The organism is Psychrobacter sp. 16-MNA-CIBAN-0192 (assembly GCF_040309565.1).
In the GTDB taxonomy this organism is placed as follows: domain Bacteria; phylum Pseudomonadota; class Gammaproteobacteria; order Pseudomonadales; family Moraxellaceae; genus Psychrobacter.
In genome coordinates, this window is sequence record NZ_JBEOOX010000005.1 from 194,899 (window position 1) to 213,424 (window position 18,526).

Sequence of the window (18,526 nt, forward strand, 5' to 3'; positions counted from 1 at the left end):
TTATAAAAATAAGCGCCAAGACGCACATTTCAAATTTAACATCTAAGATTTTAACGCTTAAAACACAAGCGGGCAGGAAAAAGGGAACCGTAATGGCAGGATATATTTTAGCCTTAGACCAAGGCACTACCTCAAGTCGCGCAATCTTGTACGATGATCAAGCGCGTCCAATAAAAATGGTGCAAAAGCCCACCACTCTGCAAACCCCAAAAGCGGGGTACGTTGAACAAGACGCCCGTCAAATTTGGCAAACTCAAATCAGCTGCGCTCATGATGTGATTAATCAAGCGGGATTGCTAGCAACTGACGTGTCAAGTATCGCCATTACCAATCAACGCGAATCCATCGTCATCTGGGACAAGCAAACCGGAAAGGCACTCGCACCAGCGATTATTTGGCAAGACAGACGTACTGCAAGCTATTGCGAGAATTTAGCCCGTGCTTATGATACTGAAAGTAATGGTAATACCAATCATCAATTTAGCCTAGCAGATAATGTGCAAAAGATGACCGGTTTGCGCCTTGACCCGTACTTTAGTGCCAGTAAAATCGCATGGTTACTTGAGAATTACCCTGCACTTAAGGCACGAGCAAATAGTAGTCAAGGTGGGCAGATAGCGGTTGGAACGATTGACAGTTGGCTTATTTATCAGCTGACCGGCGGCGAACATGTGATTGATATTACCAATGCGTCGCGAACCTTGTTATATGATATTCACAAATTACAATGGTCAGATGAGTTGTGTGCCATCTTTGATATTCCACAGGCGATATTACCCAAAGTGTTACCGTCAGATGGCGACTTTGGTAAAACTAAAAAAGGGCTGTTTGCGAAGCAAATCCCTATTCAAGCCGTGTTGGGCGACCAGCAAGCAGCGCTGTTTGGACAAGGTTGTCTTGAAGCGGGAATGGCAAAGAACACCTATGGAACGGGTTGTTTTATGCTGATGAATATCGGTACCACCCCAAAGCTTAGCGAGCATCAATTGTTGACTACCATTGCTTGGCAACGGAACACGTCATCTAATCATACTGCACCGAGTTGGAAAGAAAAACACCTACTTGGGCAATTGGTACAATCGGGCACGCGCATATTACAAGACTCTAACTCCAAAACGGGTCGTGAGGTGACTTATGCGCTCGAAGGCAGTGTTTTTATGGCAGGTGCCATCGTGCAGTGGTTGCGTGATAATCTAGGCATAATTACCAACAGCTGCGATATTGAAACCTTAGCCCAGCAAGTAGACAGTAGCGAAGAGGTGGTATTGCTCCCCGCGTTTACTGGACTTGGCGCACCGTATTGGCGCTCGGATATTAATGCCAGTATCAGTGGTCTTAGTCGTGGTAGCACAAAAGCGCATATCGCTCGTGCAGCGCTTGAAGCCATTGCCTATCAAACCTATGACGTCCTAACCGCCATGCAAAAGGATAGCCCGTATTCGCTAACTGAATTGCGCGTAGATGGCGGTGCTGCTCATAATAATATTCTTATGCAGTTTCAAGCCGACTTGTTAGGTGTTCCAGTATTGCGTCCAAAGGATACAGAAATCACCGCAAAAGGCAGCGCATTATTGGCAGGACTGAAAAGCGGTTTGTACGATGACACAATAATGGCAGACTCTTGGCAAGTGGAACGTATCTTTGAGCCAACTATGTCGGCTGACCAACGCGAGCAGCATCTTTATAAGTGGCAACAGGCGATAAAGAGAGCCTTGTTATAGAAGTATTATTAGGCTTGATAAGTGTATATTTTTCAACAATATCCAATAAATAATAATTTAAGTCAGCTACACGTTGTAACCTAAGCTAATAACAATATGGACACAGATTACATAATCAAGCTATTAGCGACTTCCTCGATTTTCTATACTACAGATGGTTCGAATAAGTAGGCTATTGTCAATTAATAGCAGCCAAGTTTTTATTCATTAATAATAAAATTATAATACAATCCATTGATAGGAATAATAATATGAGTAACTATGACGAAATCGATCGTAATGCAGTAAAGAACTTATCTAAAGAGTCAAAAAAAGATTTGAACGCAGATATCATTACCGGTGAGCCAGGCTCGCATCCTGTTGGTACAGGCGTAGGCGGTGTGGGTGGTGCAGTAGCTGGCGCCGCAATTGGTTCAGTAGCTGGTCCATTAGGAACGCTTATTGGCGGTGCAATCGGTGCAATCGTTGGCGGCGGCGCAGGACATGCAGCAGCTGAAGCCATTGATCCAACCCTTGAAGAAGCCTACTGGCGTGCAGAATATGCCAATGCTGATTATTATAAAGATGGTGTAGACTATGACCGTGACTTGCACCCAGCCTATGCCGTTGGTTATGCAAACCGCGCCCGTTATCCGGTTGATGCCCGCTTTGAAGACCATGAGTCTGAACTAGAGCAGTCATGGAATGAGGTAAAAGGGGAATCGCAACTAGCATGGAATGATGCGCGCCTAGCTTCTCGCGATGCATGGAATCGTATTAAATAGTTCGTTTACTGCAAAATCTGAATAAATAAAGTGCTAATGATGTTAAAAGCCTCTGACGTAAGACGTTAGAGGCTTTTTTTATTTTAATAGCAATTTTAATAGCAATTTTGATAACACTAAAGACAATAAGCGTTAATTAGAAACTTAGTAAGGAAAAATTTATTTAATAGATAATTAAAAGAATAAAGGTTGTTACATATTAACTATTAAAAAATCTACCATTAATAACAGATACCTTTAGAATAATTATATAACCAATAGATTGTTTGGTTAATAATTCACTAAAGTTTTATCTTATTAGAATAATAAATAACGATAGGTCATTTATGTCCAATTTTAATCAAAACCATTCTACAAATAATTCGAAACGTCAGGCATCGAATAGCTTTTATATTGCTACCGCAAACTTACTTAACCTTGCCAACCCCAATCGTATCTATTATGAAAATACGCCCGCTTATGATAACAAAAGCTACGAGAAAAAAGTACGCGGGATGACAGATTTACTCGCTAAAGCCCATGCCGATATTATTGCGGTACAAGAAGTGTGGGACAGTCAAGCATTAGAAGCCGTTGCTGAAGGTTTGGGGTTTAAACCAGAACATATCGTGATACCGCTTGCCAGCAATGACATCGCAAGCCCTTATACTCAAGGGCGCGGTGCACAAAATACGCCAGCGGTTGGGATTATCAGCCGTTTTGAGCAGTTAGAGAGCAGCTTACTTGAAGATGTTGCGGACAAAGCAGTGATCGATATTCCAGATATCGGACCTTATCGTCGCTTTGTTCGTCCGCCACTGGTGCTACGCGTTAATGCTCATGGGCAGCCGATAACCATTATCACTGCGCATCTTAAAAGTAAACGTGCCTATTTCTTAAGAGATGCGTCAGGTCAATTATTAGAAGATATGGACGATCCCAATATTCGTATTCGCGCTAAGCTACGTAGTCTATGTATGCGTGCAGCTGAAGCGGCATCGATACGTTTGTCTATCATTGAGCGTTTGTACCATACGCGTGAGCCGCTTATTTTATTGGGTGATATGAATGATGTCACTGACAGCGTCACGACCCAATTGATGACTGAGACCAGCGAAGTGCATTATGATAAAAGCATGCGAGATGTTGCCTTATATGATGCTGCGCGAGTGCAAGCACGCTACGGTTGGATGAAGGACGTGGCTTATACTCATATTTATCAAGGTATGCCTGAGGTTATCGATCAGTTATTTGTCTCTGAAGAATTTTTGCCTGAGAGTAAATTTGCGCTCGGTCAAGTTGAGCGTGTAGATTATTTTAATGATCATTTAAAGTGGGACTATGACGATAGAGTCACTGATCATGGTATTATACGAGCCAAGATTAAGCTGCACGTTTGATCAGGGTATTTGATTAAGACAGATATTGTTTTATCGATTGATTCACACATTATTATTTTAACCCATATCCGCCCTTGCTTAATAAGGTACAAGTATTTATGATGCGTTTTTATTGAAACGGATAGTAGTCGTATTGACTGTTAAGCTGCCGTAAATCTGCCAATTGAGTGCAATGATTAATCAATAAAAAGGTAGTGGTACGCATTGAGTAACAAATATAGGGCACAACATCAAGAGGTTCATCATGAGTGACAATAAAGACGAAAAAATTGAAGATGTATTGGTAGATTCGGAGCTGGCACGCAAGCTGGTACCAAATAAGTTTAAGTTTACCAGTCAGCAAGGGCGCGCGCGTCGCCAGAAGTTATTAATGGGCGCTAAAAAGCTGAGTGAAACACAGGCAATTAATGATATTACATTAGCTGCAGTGTGTGAAGAGGCAGATATTCCGCGCGCTTCAGCGTATCATTTCTTCCCGAATGTAGAAGCCATATTTTTAGCATTACGTTTTTTAAATGCGATTGAAATATTAGAAATCTTGGCAACGGTTGAGACAGAGAAATATGACAGATGGCAGGGTTATCTAACGGCACTAGTAGAGCGCTGTGTGCAAATCTTTCATAGTGACCAAACCAAAGCCAAATTGATTTATGACACCAATACGCCAGATTTTGAAGGGGATGGCTTTGGTGAAGACATGGATCATCAAATTGTAAAATTGGTTTATCAACGTTTGGACGAACGTTACGAGATGCCAAATTTTGAAGATATTGAAGACGTGTTATTGATTACTTATAGTATCGTAAACGCTATCTTTACCTTGTCTTATCGTCTTCATGAAGGCATCACGGATCATTATATTCAAGAAGCGACGACGGCGTCTATTGCCTATTTACGCTGCTATTTACCAGAAAAATTGCCTCGTAAGCATCGTTAATCTTTTTATAAACTTGAAAAAGCCGGATAATATTAATTCGGCTTTTTTGTGTGTAGATTTTAGGAATAATAAGTTTAGAGCTTAATAAGTTTTAACGGTGGTCAGTAACGCTGTTGATGAATATTACTGAGTGATACGATAAGTTGCTGTTGGTATGGGCATCGGTATAGGCGCTGGCATTACTATGACTGGTATTATATTAGGTGTCACTTGGACAGCAGATAAGGTGCGAGTAATTTCGATTTGTAGTGCGTCGGTGCGCATTACTGTGGTTATTGGCTGCGTATTTAACTTGGTATTTGACTTTAAGTTTCGCTCTTTTTTTAATAAAGTTGCTTCATGTGAAATGGATTCAGATGAGCTTGGCATGCTAGCTGGTAGTACTTGACCTTGACACTTATCTTCGCCAGTATCCAACGGCGAGTATTGTTTAAAATAACTGTTTATTCGTTCTTCAAGAGCGACGTTTGTCTTTGAGTCATGAGCATTAACATAGGCTTCACGTGCTTGCTCAAGCCAGCGCTCACTCATGCGAAAGTGAGTACCAGATTGTCGCCAACCATGCGCGCATTGTTCTGCTGCTGCCCAAATCAGTGCCACTTCACTAAAGGCTAACTCTCGGGGTGCCTGCGCAATACCACCGCTATCCTTTAATGCGTTTAGCACGGCCCATAAATCAGGACGCATTAATGCTGAGGTAGATGGAATACTAGGTGCAAGGTTGATTTGCTCATCTGTCCCATTTTTTAGCGCTGCCAGTATGCTGCTACCTTCCTGAAAGGCATGGCGCCCAGCCGCCGTTTCACTGTTAATGCTATGTTCATGGTTGGCGTAGTTTAGCCAAGCTTGCGCTTTATAAGCCAAATACTGCTGACGCGCGAGACGCTCTTTTTGCTGATACGGTTGTAATTGAGTGAGCATACAGTCAATCAGCTGCTGTTGTTCGCCTTTAGCGAATAGGGAGATTTTTTGGTCAATAGAATATGTAAGGTTACTGGCGCAAGCGGTAGCAGGACTATTAGCAGCTTGAGCTGGTGATACTGCTATCAGTAGTAAGCTGACCGCTAATGTTGATAACGGTAGCCGAGTTAGCAAACTGCCAATGGTGTCTTTGCTGGCTAAGAAAGTAGGGTTAAACATAGAGCTTGCCTTATCGTGCAGATATTTTATTGATGTACAAAACGTATTATGGAAATGTTGTAAAGATGAGGATAAATAAAAAGTCGTTAGAAAATAATGGGTTCTCCTAACGACTTTATTCTATAGGGTTTTGTAAAGGCTATAGGGTCTTTTTTGGTAACAAGCGCTTGTTATGGCGTGGCTTATCTTGTTTGAATAAGTCTTCATCGAACTTAAAGCGGACTCTAAAATAAGCACCTTGCTGGGTGGTATCTTCATAAGCGATGTCTTCATCTTCAAAACCCATCAGGTTGTAGCCAAGTGAGACCCATAAGTTGGTCATCGGACGATAGCCGACCTCAGCACCTAACAAATAGGCAATATCATTCGCCTGCTTATTCCAGTAACTGCCGGCTTGTAGACCCATATCCCAACGCTCGCTCATATCATACAAGCCCCTTGCATAAAGGGCATGGGCAGTATTGTCAGAGAGAATATGGTCGGCGCTATATTGAGTATATTTTCCTGCGTAGTGACCAGATAAAGTAAGGGGGCGCGTAGGATGGTAATTGCCACTCCATGACCAGACGAGCGCGTCTTTTTGATACGGGTCATCACCCGTTGCATTGTCATCCAGACGGTATTCAAGCTTAGTGAGCATATCAAGCTGATTACTGTCGTAGTCTCGATAAGCCGCGCCGAGTTGCATGCGGTTAATCGTACGATGTCCCTCGTCATAGTCGATGCGTGAATAGATGTCTTTTGCCAAAAAAGTCAGCTCATTATTATAGCGATAAGCCAGACCTGCACTGGCTAATAGGGTGTCACTGGTTTCCCCCCAACGCTGCTCAAAGCGTCCAGATGCTTTGTAGTTGTCTTTGGTCAGATACTCAATACCAACGCCTGCAGCCGTTGCCGTACTGTCTTTTTCACCTTCAAGCGATTCGATACGTTCTAACAAGGTATTGACGGTCAAGCCTTGTTGTACATACCATTTGTTTTTAAGACCAATGGCGGCTTCAGCTTCGCGTGCACTAATGGCATCGCGCATACGGTATTCGCTATAAACTTTACCATCTTTCATATACGTGGCATCAAAACCGATGACCGTGCGCTGTCGCTCCTCGGTGTCATCAAGCCCATAGCTGCCTGATAAGCTGTTGATGAGGTCATGACGGGCGTATAGACGACCCAGTTTGCCAAGCGGGGTTTCACCGCCGATGGAGGCTGCATTACGCGCGCTGTGCGCAATATCTTGCTCATATTCGGCAAATACTAAAGCATTATTAAACTTGGGTATGCGGGCGGTCAGACGGGCGCGCGCTGTGGTGCCTTCGATGTCTTTGACTGAGCTACTCACGCGATTAAGCGCTGATTGGTTAATGATGCTGTCATCCAATGTCGTGTTATCAGTGACATTCACGACATCGGTTGCCCCTTGAATGGCACGCACAGCCGCTTCTTGTTTATAATAGCGCATGCCGACTTCACCAACGACATTCTTGCTCAGTCGATGTTCCACGCTGGCTTGTACCCCTTCGATAGTAGCGTTAGTCGTGTGGTCCTCAGAACGAATACCCTCAAGCTTTAGCGCTGTTTTTTTATTAGTCAAGGTATGGGTCATCGTAATACCCGACTCGGTCCGCCCAGCAGTTAGGGGAGACGCGCCGGTAACAAAACCTTTATCCGCATCATTATAATAGGCTTTGGCACGAGTATTTTTCTTATTATCATAGTTCAGCTCGATGCGTAGCGCATTACCTTTGGTATCATTAGCAGTTAATGTGCTGGCATTAATTTGATTGCTAGATTGATAATTGGGGTTTTCTGAGTTATTTTTTGCGTATTCTGCCACTAATTTTAGTTTGTCATTGAGAGTGAATACACTGTTAATGCTGGCAAGCGCTTCTTTGTTAAGGGGGTCATCACTATAAATATAGCTGCCCCCTACGGCGAGCTTTTTATTTAACTGTTGTTTGATCGCTACGCCGCCCACCCAGTAGCTGTCACCGCCTTCATCAACTTCAACGGTAACGCGCAGATAAATGGGGTTGCCATCAATATCTTGACTGGCAATTGGAGATTTTAGATATAAACTGCGACTGATGGGATCAATTTCATAATCGGCAAAGCGCGTTAAGGGAGTGCGGCGAATAACCAAACCTGAATTATTAGCATCGCGCGTGATGACCTCGATGGTTTCAGAATTTTCAAGCACGGCATTAAAATTTTGTACCAGCGGATAAGGTCCTGAAATACCAAGACCACGTGTCTCATTTATCCGCTGTGATGAGCTGGTTTCGGCAGCAAATGCGGTAATGCGAGTATTGGCATCCTCATACTGAGCTTTAGCACCCGTCAACGTGCGATTATATTGTCCAAGTTTAATACCATCGTCATTATCAATTTGGGTTTTTAAATCGCCATACATCGCAAATGAGCGACCTTTGTCAAGGCGGACATAGAGCTTGCTGGTAGACTGAGCATCAAAGCCTTTTGCCGATGAGTCACCATAGACGGGGTAGTATTCGCCAGGTTCGATATCACGAAACAGACGCTCACCTTTTTTATCGCTGTCATAAGCTAGGGTTAAGAGGTAGTCACCTCGAACCTTACCCTTTAAGAACATAGCGGCGCGACCGGTTGCAGAGTAATCGTCATTACCGGAAAATTCTTGTAGTTCTTTTTCAAAAGCGCCTTGCGCATCGGTAATGTTGCTGCCATCGAAATTCTTTAACGAGATGGCACCTTCAATAAGACCAACGGCAAGCACAGGGCGTAATTTGGCGGTAAATTGTAGCGGAATAATTTGTTTACTGTTGCCCGTATCAATAATTAACTCACCCTTACCGGGTACGCTTGGGGCAGTGACAGGGATTAATAGCTCGCCACCGGTGACCGTAACTTGGGTACCTACCAAGTTATTGTCCGTATCAGGCAAGTTAATACGTCCAATATTGGTATCTATGGTAATGGGCGTTGAGGAAATATAAGGGCGATTGTCACTATCTCTTAAGCTAATCACTATTTGATAATCGCTGATTCCATCGGCTTCCACAAGATTTGGCTGGGTACGATAATCAATGGCTTGTAGGCTATCAGGTGCGATTACCTCGATGCTTTGTTCGGAGATGACTTTACCGTTAATATCAGTAGCAACGCCGCGTAAAAGGTTGCGCCCACGTTTAAACTCAACCGCATAATAGTCAAAAGCGGTAACCTGTTGTACTTCTTGCTCTGCAGTTTTACCTATTTTTTCTTCAGATACGGCTCTATTGTTAATGTATAGCGTAAACTGACCACCTAGTGGTGCTTGTACTTGAACCAACTGTTTATAAGTGGCTATTTGCTGTCCGCCACTAAGATTGATAAAACGGACATTATTGTCAGCGACGTCCTTTAAATACTCTTCCAGCTCTTTTTCCTGAGGCGGGGAGATGATGGTAGCTATCATATTGGGGCGATTCATATTGGCGTGTGCCATATCTGCTACGATTGCTGAGTCGCAAACCATGCTTTGGTCTAGATGGTCATTAGATTTGCAGCCGCTGGCATCAACATTGTCTGTGATATCGCGATTATAATCAGGCTCTAAGGTCAGCTCGCTTTTAACCGCTTGCTCTAAAGTATTGTTTTTGGCCGTGACGCTTTTGGCTCGAGCGATAAGTATCTCATTTAATCGTTGCGTACTGTCTGCCATACCACCGACAATTGCAAAGTCAGCGCGGTGCAATTCGCCATACTTTAAATCAACAAAGCGGCTGCCTGCATCACCTGCATGACGGTTGCTTTGCGTCACCAATTCAGTAGCAGCTGGTAGGGTGGTGCGGTCGACTTTTAACACATGCGTTTGCGCACTGACGCCATAAAAATTGTATTTACCTTCAGAGTCCGTAACGATAAAATTACCGTTCTCCATATAAATACGCACACCGGCAACACCAAGCTCGCCATCCTCTTTTTGCTGAATACCGTCGCGATTCATATCATGATAAACCTTACCAATAATGATGCCATTGGTATTCATAATCCCACGACTTATTTCAACCGCCCATTGGGCTTCTCTTGAAACTATCGGGTGTTGACGCTCGTCACGGGCGTGCGCCGTTGCGCGATTGATACCATCACCGCCCAATGCTGATGAGCCAACGAGGACGCGGTAGCTGACTTTTTTACTAGCACCTGCTGCCATATTGCCTAAGCCCAGTACCTGATACTGACCACTGCTTTTGAATTCGAGTGCTTGCGGTTTGCCTGTATGGATATCGCCATGATCTTGGCGCAGACTACCTGTTATATAAGCAAAGCCGCGCGGTAAGGCATCTTGTAGCTGTACATCATAGGCGGTCGCCGCGCCATCATTTTTAACGGTAATACTATAACTGACATAATCACCAAATTCCGCAGCTTTGACATCACCCTCTTTGATAACTTGTAAGCTTGGGCGCTCATTAATAACGGTCAGCATGCTGCTGATATTTTCTACGATATTTTGCTTGCTACCATCCGGCTTAATGCACGCATCTAAGGTGACGGTCAGCATATCACCTGTTAAAGTCTGAATGATGTTATCGTTCATTGGGTTGGCATTATTCTGCGTTGGCGCAGACAGCCGATATTTACCTGTATTGTTACCGGTTTCTATGGCTTTTAGTGAGTAGCTGTCTTTGGTTGTCGGAGAAGTAATCGTCACCCATACCTGATCGGGTTTGTCAGACTGCATGTTACATTGGGCATAACTGGCTTGGACATATAACGCATCACCTACCTGTGACCTCGTTTTAATCTCACCCCAAGAGTCGCTTAAAAAACGGATGCTGGGCGCCACCACAATCAAGCTATTGGTCACTGCTGCCACAACCGACATGTCTTCAGCGACAGTAGCGCCGAATGTAATGGCAGCGTTGTCGCCATCACGCCCCTGTGTATTTGATAGCGCCTCTACCGTCAACTCAACACTTGTATTTGGTCTCAGTTTGATTGTCTTAGTTTGGGTAAAATCAATATCGCCTGCATCAAAGATGCCATTGTTATTGATGTCTTGATAGACTTTAAAGTTAGATAAGGTATTTGGGTAGTCGTAGCTTAATAAGATGGTCTCTTCACTATAACTGTTATTGGTAAGCGTGTTTTTCCAGCGCACCGTATCGCCCGCTGTGATGGTTTGCTGTGATGCTTTGGTTAATAGAATATCGTGTTTTTGTAAGGGCGACGCTTGTACTTGTACCCTATTTGAGGTGGTGGTTAGCGGCATACGATCGTTTTGAAAATGGTATTTGGCGCTGGCAATATTATCAATACTTATGACTAGAGGCGATGATGCTGCCATGGCAAAGTTGGATTGCATAAGCAGCATAGCAGTCGTCAAGACAGAAAGCTTGATGACTGTCTTTGACAAACAAATAGACTGAGTAAAACGGTGAATTGTCATAGGCATGCTTATCCAATCAAATCTAACCATACAAAAAAGAGCTGACGATGTTCTATAAACACTATTGCTTAAAAAGCTGTCGTTTAAGACGCTTTAATTTATAAACATCATGTTTCACTCATTGTCAGCTCTGTATTGCTCTTTGCTGCCTAAACAATAAAGAGCAACAATTTAAACAACAATCTTAAAAATTGTGCTTAGAAAAAGCGTTATGTTAAGGCGTTACCGCTGCACCATCAGCATTAATCTTGACTGAGAACATTAAAGCGGCGTATTTTTGCGGTGCCAAAGTTGCAATAGTACCGCCAACTCTTGTTGTATCAATATTTGCGTTATATTTATTGCTAGTAGGTTGTGCTGTCAAACTTGTCACATCATCAAGTTTAATCGCAAATACTGGGGTAGTTGAATCGGTCAATACTTGAGCTTTGTTTTTAAACTGAACAATATCATCACTGATGGTGGTATTAGTAAAGGTGAATCTAGCATCAGCGGCACTAAAGTTGTTAAAAGCGGTGATTTTATAGACAATACAGTCGCTAGGTTTGGCTGCTAGTGCCGCATCGGTGAAGTTTAGCGTAGCAGTTGCGCTACATCCTTCATTTAGTGCCTGAGTTTTTGAAAGCTGCAAGCCTCTTACCTCAGACGTGTTTGTCACCTTGCGATTACCATTGGTTGGCACATCATTACCACCTGGTAAAAGCGTGATTGTTGCCTCTTCAGTGGTATTGATTACCGCATTATTTGACTCAACTGTATAGTTGATTGTTGCTGTTGAGTCTGGTGCCATCCCTGACCATGGACGGGTATGACCTTTAGGCTTAGCTGTGCTCAAATCATTATCACCATTACCATCACGTATAATAGTGTAGATAAAGTTTGGCGTTTTTGGATCACCATCAGGATCATAGATAATTTCCACAGAACCGGTAACGACTGTGACCTTACTGTTGGCGACAGGCGAGATAGTAAATTTGATTTCACCTACCACATCACCTTCAGTCTCTTTACCAGTATTACGAATAATGGCAGAATGCACCACTTGTGTAGTACCAGAGGTATTGGTTGGAATCTCTTTTGCAGAGGCAGTATCAATGGTAAGTGCGCGTTCATTGGCGGTCAATGGGGCAGTTGAGTCACCACCAGTAGCATTGTTTGCTGAACCATCTTCCACTTCGGTGTCATCAGTTGCTGGATAATATTGGGCGGTATTTTCAAGCGGATCTGTCGAATCGGTCGTATCATAAATCGTTCCAGCTTCGCCTAAGTTGAGCTTAACGGTAGCATGGTTAACGATGTTTTTAGGATCGGCTAAAACTTCATTGGCATCGCGCTGAACATCAAACAATATGGTCGCCGTCTCACCTACGGCTAGATTAAGTAAGGTGACCTCAATGCTGTCTTTTGCACTACCGCCACCTTTACCACCATTGCCTGAAGTGATACTAGCGCCATTACTGACACTCATTTTTGGTGAATCCGCTAAGCGTAACCCTGCAGGTAGCCCGTTAAATACCACGATGCCTTGAGCAGCAGTGGCATAATCGGCGCTGCCATCATTCAGTATCGTGACCGTATAAGTGGCTTTAGAGCTTGGGTCATTTAGATTTAGCGTGTTGCTAACGGTACTGCTAATCTTAAATACTGGTACCTTAGTGGTACTGTTATTAATATTTTGTAAAATGGCTTCATTAGGATTAGAAGGGTTGCGAGCAGCAAAGAAGCTACTTTTAGCGGATAGCGTCAAATTCTGCAAGTCGCCACCGATGTTGCCAATGGTTTTGGCTGAGATCGTAATTTTAGCGTATTGATTGGGTTTTAATGTGATGGCCGTTTCTTGAAACACAGTTCCTGTAACGGTTCGGGTGCTAAGCTGATTATTGTCTTTATCAAAAATAGTATAAGTAACATTGGTGCTGTCTAGATCATATGTGCCTGCACCCACAGTAGTAATACCCGGAATAGTGCCTTTTTGCGCTAATGATAAGGTATAGGTATCTTCAACGTTACCTGCGTTAGTCAAAGTGTGATTAAACGCGGTACGTCCCTTTGGCGTGACTGCTGCATTCTTATTATAATCATCAGTAATATCACCGTCAGCATTGGTGGCTGTCAAGCTAAATGCTGCGCTTTGGGTGATATTAACCGTGACTTTATTTGACTCTACCGGTGTTTGCGCCACACCGCCGATGCTATAAGTTGCAGTTGCAATATTATCAATGGTTGGAGCAGAATCAGCAACCAATCTGGCGGCATTAGCTGAAGTCGCAAGCCCCATTGTAGATACAATACCTACTGTAAGGATCGAATATTTGAATAATTTTGGCGTCATGCAAGAATGCTCCTAAAAGTAAAACAATTAAGTCTAATAATGTTTAGTTAACAATAGTATTGAGAGAGACATCTGCAGCTTTATTAGCAGGAAGCCATTTGATATTCCAGCGCAAGGCTTTGTATTCTGATAAAGGCACTTTAACGATTTTTCCATTGACTTTACGAACCAGCGGCATATCTGAGTAGTTTTTACCATCCACTGTTGCTTGAGCGCTGCTAGGTTTTGCCTCGCCGGTAAAAGTCATGTTAGCAGGGATGGGCAAGGTGACGGCTACATCACTAATCGGTTGACTAATGACGTTGGTATAAGTGGCACGGTATTGTACGATTTCGCCTGCTTTAGCATTGGAAGCTGCGACAGAAACTGACTGTCCATCTGCTTTTTTAATGATTTTATTGGCTTGTAACTGCATTTTTAAAGCATCTTTAGCGTGTGCTGCGCTAATCACACTGGTAGAGATTAAAACTGCCAATAGCAACTTTTTAACAGAAAATATTGTTTGCATAGTGAGCTCCTTATCTTATTAAAAGCTGCTATGAGTATCAGCTTTAGGTCGCCAGATAATAAAGGCGTCTAGAGGGTTTTGGTTGGAGGCAGGCTTTAGAGTAAACACAGCATCCAACGTAGGATGAATGTTATCTAGTGTATTAGAAGGGTAGATAAATTAACCGTGCCATTATATACAAGCTGTAAGCCATTGATAGGAAAACCTATATTAATAAACTAAAATCCGATAAATGGTTAATTATGCCCACTCAGTGGAATGACAAAAGCCATAGAGCATAACTTTCACGCTATTGTCGTTACTTTTATCAATATTGCGCGCCGTATTTACTATTGAAATAAAGTTTGGCTATATTGGCAGAAGCTGATAGCTTTACCAATTCAAACTCATCTGAGATGATTGAGCCATTACTGCCTAAGTTGCCGTGTTATTTGTGCCTTTAAACAAAGCAGTCGGGTTGCCTAGCGGTTTGGGGGCATAAAAGACGGCAGTAAGGGGTGTTTTTTGCAGAATATCAATAATTTTGATGATTTTTAAAGCGATATGACCGCGATTATATGACCACGATTACAAGTGGCAATGTCACCATTATTTCCACAACTATTAAATTTTTCAGTATTGATGATATAAAAATTGGCTTTACATGTTAATTGCTAGTAGCAACTTTAATCAGTTAAATATAAGGGGCGTCGCGATAGGAGGTCGTGTTTAACACCTATTTTAATAAGAGGTTTGTCAACGCTAATCTCTAAAATGCGATTGATTTTTGCCTTAGGTGATTCGTAAATATGCTGAAAATAGTCGATAGATAACAGAATATATGCGACTAATAGAGGTTATTTACCAATGTCGTTAGAGCCTTATCGTATATAGTGACCTAAAAAGTAATTTACTGTATCGTAAAAGCTGCTTAATATTATTATGAGACTGTCAATTGAATATTCCATAGTCTGAAAGGAGTAGATGTTTTAGTCAACAAAAGCTTATTGAGATTTGATACTATTACTTAGCAGCTATTTATCACATTGAGCCTGACATTATTTCATTTAAAAATACTTGTTATTTATTCATTTACTTATAGGAATAAACATTCCGGTAATAAACCTCTATAATGAACGGCTGTGTTTTGTTTGTACGCAGAATGTGTATTGAGCAAGCAGGCTTTATGCCTTCAGATTTTATGACCAATGAACGCTATGGCTTCGATAATGATTAGGTAGTGTATTATCAGTAAGGAGAAATTGACCTTATATATCTATACCTAACTTGCAATATTATGTTAACTTATGTCGCAGTATTGACGGCTATCACCTTAGAGTTAACGCTGTATATTGCTAATATGAGATGGCTCATTGGGTGTTTTTCAAAAATAATAGTGTGGTATCTGCTGTGTTAAATAATGGATTACTTAAATAGAGCACGGAAGTCATTAGGTAGTCCATGATATTATCACGCTATCCCATTCAATAATGCCCTGTCTTGTTGCAGGGATGACACATATAAAAGGATTCATCATGACGAATTACTATAAGGATGCTGATAGCTCCGAGACGCAAGAATGGCTACAGGCTTTTGAGTCGGTCATTAAGCATGCGGATAAAGATCGTGCTCAGTTCTTATTAAAAGCACTATATAACATGGGTGTGCAAGAAGGTCTTCCCTTCAATCGTTTGGATACCGCTTATATCAATACCATTGCGGTTGAAGATGAGCCGATGTATCCAGGGGACTTAGCGATTGAGCGTAAAATACGCGCGCTAATTCGCTATAACGCGCTAGCAATGGTGATGCGCGCCAATAAGAATGATGATGATTTGGGTGGTCACTTAGCCTCATTTGCCTCTAGTGCCACGCTTTATGAAACGGGCTTTAACCATTTTTTCCGTGCTGCCAGTGATCATTTTGGCGGTGATATGATTTATTACCAAGGTCACTCAGCACCAGGTATGTACGCGCGTTCTTATTTAGAAGGTCGCCTGACTGAAGATCAGCTGGATAATTTCCGCCGTGAAGTAGGTGGCAAGGGCTTATCAAGCTATCCGCATCCTTATTTGATGCCGGATTATTGGCAGTTCCCGACCGTATCTATGGGTCTGGGTCCTATCATGTCGATTTACCATGCGCATGTGCATCGCTATATGGAAAACCGCAAACTATTAGAAAAAGAAGATCGCAAGATTTGGGCGTTCTTAGGTGATGGTGAAACGGATGAGCCAGAAAGTTTAGGCGCAATCTCTCTTGCTGGTCGTGAAAAGCTTGATAACTTAATTTGGGTGGTTAACTGTAATTTACAGCGCCTTGATGGTCCTGTTCGTGGTAACGGTAAGATTATTCAGGAACTTGAATCCGTATTCCGCGGTGCTGGCTGGCGAGTGATTAAAGTTGTTTGGGGTGGTAACTGGGACAGTCTGCTTGCCAATGATCATACCGGTGTTCTAAAGCATCGTATGGAAGAAGCAGTTGATGGCGAATATCAGTTATATGAAGCACGCGATGCTAAATTTACCCGCGAACATTTCTTTAATAAGTATCCTGAATTAAAAGAGATGGCAGATGCGTTAACGGATGATGACATTTCACGTCTGAACCGTGGTGGTCATGATCCTATGAAGGTTTATGCCGCATTTAGTGAAGCCATGAAAACCAAAGGTCAGCCCACTGTTGTATTGGTTAAGACCGTTAAAGGTTATGGTCTATCCACCACCCAAGCGGTTAACAAATCGCATCAGGTTAAAAAGCTTGATCAGGATGCCTTGGTTTATTTCCGCGATCGTTTTGATTTGCCATTCACCGATGAGCAGTTAGAGACGCTACCGTTCTATCGTCCGGCTGAAGATTCAGCAGAGATGAAGTATCTAAAAGGTCGCCGCGAAGCATTAGGTGGTCATCTGCCAAATCGTCGTAGTGGTCATATTCCATTAAATATCCCTGAGTTGTCAATTTTTGACCGTGTCTTAAAAGGCAGTAATGGTAAAGAGCAATCAACGACAATGGTGTTTGTGCGTCTGCTTGCAGCGATGCTAAAAAATAAAGACATTCAAGATCGCGTAGTACCGATTGTACCTGATGAAGCGCGTACCTTTGGTCTAGAAGGTATGTTCCGTCAACTGGGTATTTACTCTGCTGTTGGGCAAAAATATACGCCTGAAGATAGTGAAGCGTTGATGGGTTATAAAGAAGCCATTGATGGTCATATGTTGGAAGAAGGTATTAACGAAGCGGGTGCGATGAGTGCTTGGATTGCCTTGGCAACCAGCTATTCTGTAAACGCATTACCGATGATTCCGATGTATATTTACTACTCAATGTTCGGTTTCCAGCGCGTTGGCGACTTGGCATGGGCAGCGGGCGATTGTCAAGCACAGGGTTTCCTATTAGGTGCAACAGCGGGTCGTACCACGCTAAACGGTGAAGGTCTACAGCATCAAGATGGTCATTCACAAATCTTGTTTAACGTCGTGCCTAACTGTGTGAGTTATGATCCATGCTTTGGTTATGAGTTGGCAGTCATTATGCATGACGGTTTACGCCGCATGTATGCAGAAGGCGAGCGTATTTATTACTACCTCACCTTGATGAATGAGAACTATGACCAACCTGAAATGCCAGAAGGCGTTGAAGAAGGCATCAAACGTGGTATGTATCTGTTAGAAGATAATGGTTCAACGCAAGTTCAACTGTTAGGTTCAGGTGTTATCTTACGCGAAGTTCAAAAAGCAGCACGTATCTTAAAAGACGAGTTTAATATCACCTCTAACGTGTGGAGCGTGACCAGCTTTAACGAGTTGACGCGTGATGGTATGGCGTGTGATGACTATAACCGTCTGCATCCAATGGATGAAGAGCGTGTGCCATGGGTTACTGAATTACTTGCACCGCACGAAGGTGTGGTCGTTGCCGCAACCGATTATATGCGCAACTATTCAGAACAAATCCGTGCTTGGTTACCAGATAGCCGTCCATATACCACTTTAGGTACTGATGGTTATGGTCGTTCTGATACTCGCGAAAATTTACGTAGCTTCTTTAACGTTGACGCCGCTCATATTGTTGTTGCTACCCTAAAACGCTTGGCTGATGAAGGCGAAGTAGAAATGCGTTTGGTGAAAGACGCGATCTCTAGCTTAAATATCGATATCGATCATCCGCCTGCATGGCAGCAGCAGCCTTATTATGATCATTCTCCAGATGCACCAGCGCCTGGTAATATCAATCCGATTCCTGTACCTGAGTTTGTCGCTGAAGATGATGATGAAATCAGCAGTGAAGGTCGTGCTGAAGATCAAGCCGATGCCAATTTACTCAATGATGATGACGTCAAAGAATCATAATCAC

General features: G+C 42.8%; 9 protein-coding genes. 5 read left to right on the forward strand and 4 right to left on the reverse strand.

The window, feature by feature from the left end:
• Positions 1-92: 92 nt before the first annotated feature.
• The 4 genes from glpK (at position 93) to AAEY78_RS06590 (ending at position 4,801) form a co-directional block, all read left to right on the forward strand.
• A complete protein-coding gene (gene glpK / locus AAEY78_RS06575; RefSeq protein WP_352338322.1) occupies positions 93-1,721 on the forward strand; it encodes a glycerol kinase GlpK in 1,629 nt (542 codons plus the stop codon).
• A gap of 251 nt (positions 1,722-1,972) precedes the next feature.
• Positions 1,973-2,485 carry a hypothetical protein gene (locus AAEY78_RS06580; RefSeq protein ID WP_352338324.1) on the forward strand — a complete coding sequence of 171 codons (513 nt, stop codon included), beginning with the start codon at positions 1,973-1,975 and terminating at the stop codon, positions 2,483-2,485.
• 326 nt (positions 2,486-2,811) lie between these two features.
• Positions 2,812-3,864 carry an endonuclease/exonuclease/phosphatase family protein gene (locus AAEY78_RS06585; RefSeq protein WP_352338325.1) on the forward strand — a complete coding sequence of 351 codons (1,053 nt, stop codon included), beginning with the start codon at positions 2,812-2,814 and terminating at the stop codon, positions 3,862-3,864.
• A 244-nt stretch (positions 3,865-4,108) separates the two neighbouring features.
• Positions 4,109-4,801, forward strand: coding sequence for a TetR/AcrR family transcriptional regulator (locus AAEY78_RS06590; RefSeq protein WP_352338327.1), 693 nt, complete (start codon positions 4,109-4,111; stop codon positions 4,799-4,801).
• Positions 4,802-4,924: 123 nt separating this feature from the next.
• On the opposite strand, the gene AAEY78_RS06595 is transcribed toward AAEY78_RS06590, so the two are convergent.
• The 4 genes from AAEY78_RS06595 to AAEY78_RS06610 all read right to left on the reverse strand — a co-directional run bounded on the left by AAEY78_RS06595 (position 4,925) and on the right by AAEY78_RS06610 (position 14,191).
• On the reverse strand, positions 4,925-5,941 hold the full coding sequence (locus tag AAEY78_RS06595; protein ID WP_352338328.1) for a hypothetical protein: 1,017 nt from the start codon (positions 5,939-5,941) through the stop codon (positions 4,925-4,927).
• 139 nt (positions 5,942-6,080) lie between these two features.
• Positions 6,081-11,351 carry an SdrD B-like domain-containing protein gene (locus AAEY78_RS06600; protein ID WP_352338330.1) on the reverse strand — a complete coding sequence of 1,757 codons (5,271 nt, stop codon included), beginning with the start codon at positions 11,349-11,351 and terminating at the stop codon, positions 6,081-6,083.
• 214 nt (positions 11,352-11,565) lie between these two features.
• Positions 11,566-13,683, reverse strand: coding sequence for an autotransporter outer membrane beta-barrel domain-containing protein (locus tag AAEY78_RS06605; RefSeq protein WP_352338331.1), 2,118 nt, complete (start codon positions 13,681-13,683; stop codon positions 11,566-11,568).
• 43 nt (positions 13,684-13,726) lie between these two features.
• Entirely contained in the window at positions 13,727-14,191 is a 465-nt protein-coding gene (locus AAEY78_RS06610; RefSeq protein WP_352338333.1) for a hypothetical protein, read from the reverse strand.
• A 1,514-nt stretch (positions 14,192-15,705) separates the two neighbouring features.
• Here AAEY78_RS06610 and aceE point away from each other — a divergent pair.
• Entirely contained in the window at positions 15,706-18,522 is a 2,817-nt protein-coding gene (gene aceE, locus AAEY78_RS06615) for a pyruvate dehydrogenase (acetyl-transferring), homodimeric type (RefSeq protein ID WP_352338335.1), read from the forward strand.
• Positions 18,523-18,526: the final 4 nt, after the last annotated feature.

Excerpts from the sequence above, each read along its gene's own strand:
- AAEY78_RS06605 (WP_352338331.1), bottom strand. The coding sequence starts at position 13,683 with ATGACGCCAAAATTATTCAAATATTCGATCCTTACAGTAGGTATTGTA.
- AAEY78_RS06595 (WP_352338328.1), bottom strand. The coding sequence starts at position 5,941 with ATGTTTAACCCTACTTTCTTAGCCAGCAAAGACACCATTGGCAGTTTG.
- AAEY78_RS06600 (WP_352338330.1), bottom strand. The coding sequence starts at position 11,351 with ATGACAATTCACCGTTTTACTCAGTCTATTTGTTTGTCAAAGACAGTC.
- AAEY78_RS06590 (WP_352338327.1), top strand. The coding sequence starts at position 4,109 with ATGAGTGACAATAAAGACGAAAAAATTGAAGATGTATTGGTAGATTCG.
- glpK (WP_352338322.1), top strand. The coding sequence starts at position 93 with ATGGCAGGATATATTTTAGCCTTAGACCAAGGCACTACCTCAAGTCGC.
- aceE (WP_352338335.1), top strand. The coding sequence starts at position 15,706 with ATGACGAATTACTATAAGGATGCTGATAGCTCCGAGACGCAAGAATGG.
- AAEY78_RS06610 (WP_352338333.1), bottom strand. The coding sequence starts at position 14,191 with ATGCAAACAATATTTTCTGTTAAAAAGTTGCTATTGGCAGTTTTAATC.
- AAEY78_RS06585 (WP_352338325.1), top strand. The coding sequence starts at position 2,812 with ATGTCCAATTTTAATCAAAACCATTCTACAAATAATTCGAAACGTCAG.
- AAEY78_RS06580 (WP_352338324.1), top strand. The coding sequence starts at position 1,973 with ATGAGTAACTATGACGAAATCGATCGTAATGCAGTAAAGAACTTATCT.